1 protein-coding gene and 1 pseudogene are annotated in these 2,616 nt (G+C 67.6%); both read right to left on the minus strand.

Going from position 1 to position 2,616, the window contains the following annotated elements; all coding sequences use genetic code 11:
* Window positions 1-19: 19 nt before the first annotated feature.
* Window positions 20-2,089, minus strand: a pseudogene (locus AC1DZ6_RS23265) (efflux RND transporter permease subunit); the annotation flags it as partial.
* A 12-nt stretch (window positions 2,090-2,101) separates the two neighbouring features.
* Window positions 2,102-2,616 (minus strand): efflux RND transporter periplasmic adaptor subunit (locus AC1DZ6_RS23270; protein ID WP_477099482.1); only part of this gene is annotated, 515 nt, incomplete at its 5' end.

Raw genomic sequence — 2,616 nt, forward strand, 5'->3', positions numbered from 1 at the left:
CCTACAAGTCGAGCAAGGTGCCCAGTTCCGGCACGGCCGGCGGCACGATCGCGAAGACCATGGCGTCGCGGATCAGCATGAACTTGCCCATGGCCCGGCCGGCGACGGCCTGAGCCTTGCGGTCGGCGGCCTTGCGTTCGTCGAAGTCCTTCAGGCGGATGAAGGCCAGGCCGGCGTTCTGGCCGGCGCCGGCGAAGCTGAAGCCGGCGACGGTGAAGACGGCCTGCACGGAGTCCTTCTCGTCGACCAGGAAGTGGTTTCGCACGGTGTCGAGCACGGCCTGGGTGCGTTCCTCCGGCGCGCCGGGCGGCAGCTGAACGATGGTGAACATCGTGCCCTGGTCTTCCTCGGGCAGGAAGGCGCTGGGCAGCCGGATGAACAGGAAGCCCATCACCAGGATGATCACGCCATAGGCCAGCATCCAGCGGCCGCTCTTGCCCAGCAGGCCGCGCACCGTGCCCTGATAGCGCCCGCTGACGTCGTTGAAGTTGCGGTTGAACCAGTTGAAGAAGCGGTTGCCGAGGTTCACCACGGCGCCCAGCGGCCCCTGGTGATCGGTGTTGAGAGGCTCGCCATGGCCCCGGCTGACCGGCTTGAGCAGGGTGGCGCAGAGGGCCGGGGTCAGGATCAGGGCGACCAGCACCGACAGGCCCATGGCCGAGACGATGGTGATCGAGAWCTGACGATAGATCACGCCCTGCGAGCCGCCGAAGAAGGCCATGGGCACGAACACCGCGGCCAGGACCAGCGCGATGCCGATCAGGGCGCCGGTGATCTCGTTCATCGACTTGCGGGTGGCCTCGACGGGCGACAGCCCTTCTTCGCTCATCACCCGTTCGACGTTCTCGACCACGACGATGGCGTCATCGACCAGCAGGCCGATGGCCAGGACCAGGCCGAACATGGTCAGGGTGTTGATCGAGTAGCCAAAGGCGGCCAGCACCCCGAAGGTGCCCAGCAGGACGACCGGCACGGCGATGGTCGGGATCAGGGTCGCGCGCCAGTTCTGCAGGAACAGGAACATGACGATGAAGACCAGCACGATGGCTTCGATCAGGGTCTTGACGACTTCCTCGATCGACAGCTTCACGAACGGCGTGGAGTCGTAAGGGATCACGTACCGGAAGTTGGCCGGGAAGTTCTTCTCCAGCACGGTCATCCGCGCCTTGATGGCGTCGGCGGTGTTCAGCGCGTTGGCGCCGGGGGCCAGGCGGATGGCCAGGCCGGCGGCGGGCTTGCCGTTGTACTTGGCGCCGAAGCCGTAGCTTTCCGCGCCCAGCTCCACGCGGGCGACGTCGCGCAGGTGGACGATGGCGCCGCCGGCGCTGTTCTTGACGATGATGTTCTGGAACTCGGCCGGGGTGCTCAGGCGCGACTGCGCCGTGATCGTGGCGTTCAGGCCGATGCCCGGCAGGTTGGGCACGCCGCCCAGCTGACCGGCCGAGACCTGGGCGTTCTGGGCCCGGATGGCGGCGATCACGTCGGCGGGGGTCAGGCTGTAGCTGGCCAGCTTGGTCGGATCCAGCCAGACGCGCATGGCGTATTGCGCGCCGAACAGCTGGACCTCGCCCACGCCGTCGACGCGGCTCAGGGGGTCTTGCAGATTGCTGGCGATGTAGTCGGCCAGGTCGGTGTTGGTGCTCTTCGGATCATCCGAATACATGCCGACGATCAGCAGGAAGTTGCGCGCCGACTTGGCCACGGTCAGGCCTTGCTGCTGCACTTCCTGCGGCAGGAGGGCGGTGGCGGTCTGCAGCTTGTTCTGGACCTGCACCTGGGCGATGTCGATGTCGGTGCCGGCCTTGAAGGTCAGGGTGGTGGACGCCGCGCCCGAGCTGTCGCTGGTCGACGACATGTAGTCCAGGCCGTCCAGGCCCTTCATCTTCTGTTCGATGACCTGGGTGACGCTGTCCTCGACGGTCTTGGCCGAGGCGCCGGGATAGAAGGCGCTGACCGAGACCTGGGGCAGGGCGATTTCGGGATACTGGGCGATCGGCAGGCTGCGGATGGCCAGGGCCCCCGCCAGCATGATGACGATCGCGACGACCCACGCGAAGATCGGCCGGTCGATGAAGAAGCGGGAAAGCATGAGCGGCCGGCCTTACTGAGCAGCGGGGGCGGTGATGACGGCCGGCTTCACCGGGGCGCCAGGGCGGACCTTCTGCAGGCCTTCGACGATGACCTGGTCGCCGGGCTTCAGGCCCGAGCTGACCAGCCATTTGTCGCCCACCGTCTGGGTGGTGACGATCTGGCGGGGCTCGGCCGCGCCCTTGGCGCCGACCACCATCACGGTGGCGTTGCCCTTGGGGTCGCGGCTGACCGCCGCCTGCGGGATCAGCATGCCGCTGTTGGCCACGCCGGCGCCGAGCACGGCGCGGACGTACATGCCCGGCAGCAGCACGCCGTTGGGGTTGTCGAAGGTGGCGCGCAGGCCGACCGAGCCGGTGGTCGGATCGACGGTGACGTCCGAGAACTCCAGGCGGCCCGGGACGGGATAGGTCGAGCCGTCCTCCAGCTTCAGGGTGACCTGGGCCGAGCCCGAACGGCCCAGCTGGCCGCTGTTCAGCGCGGCTGAAGGCCTGCGACGCCCTGTCGCTCCTGGGGTTTCTGTATGTC

The sequence above is a fragment of the Caulobacter sp. P1_B12_2 genome, from assembly GCF_056406675.1.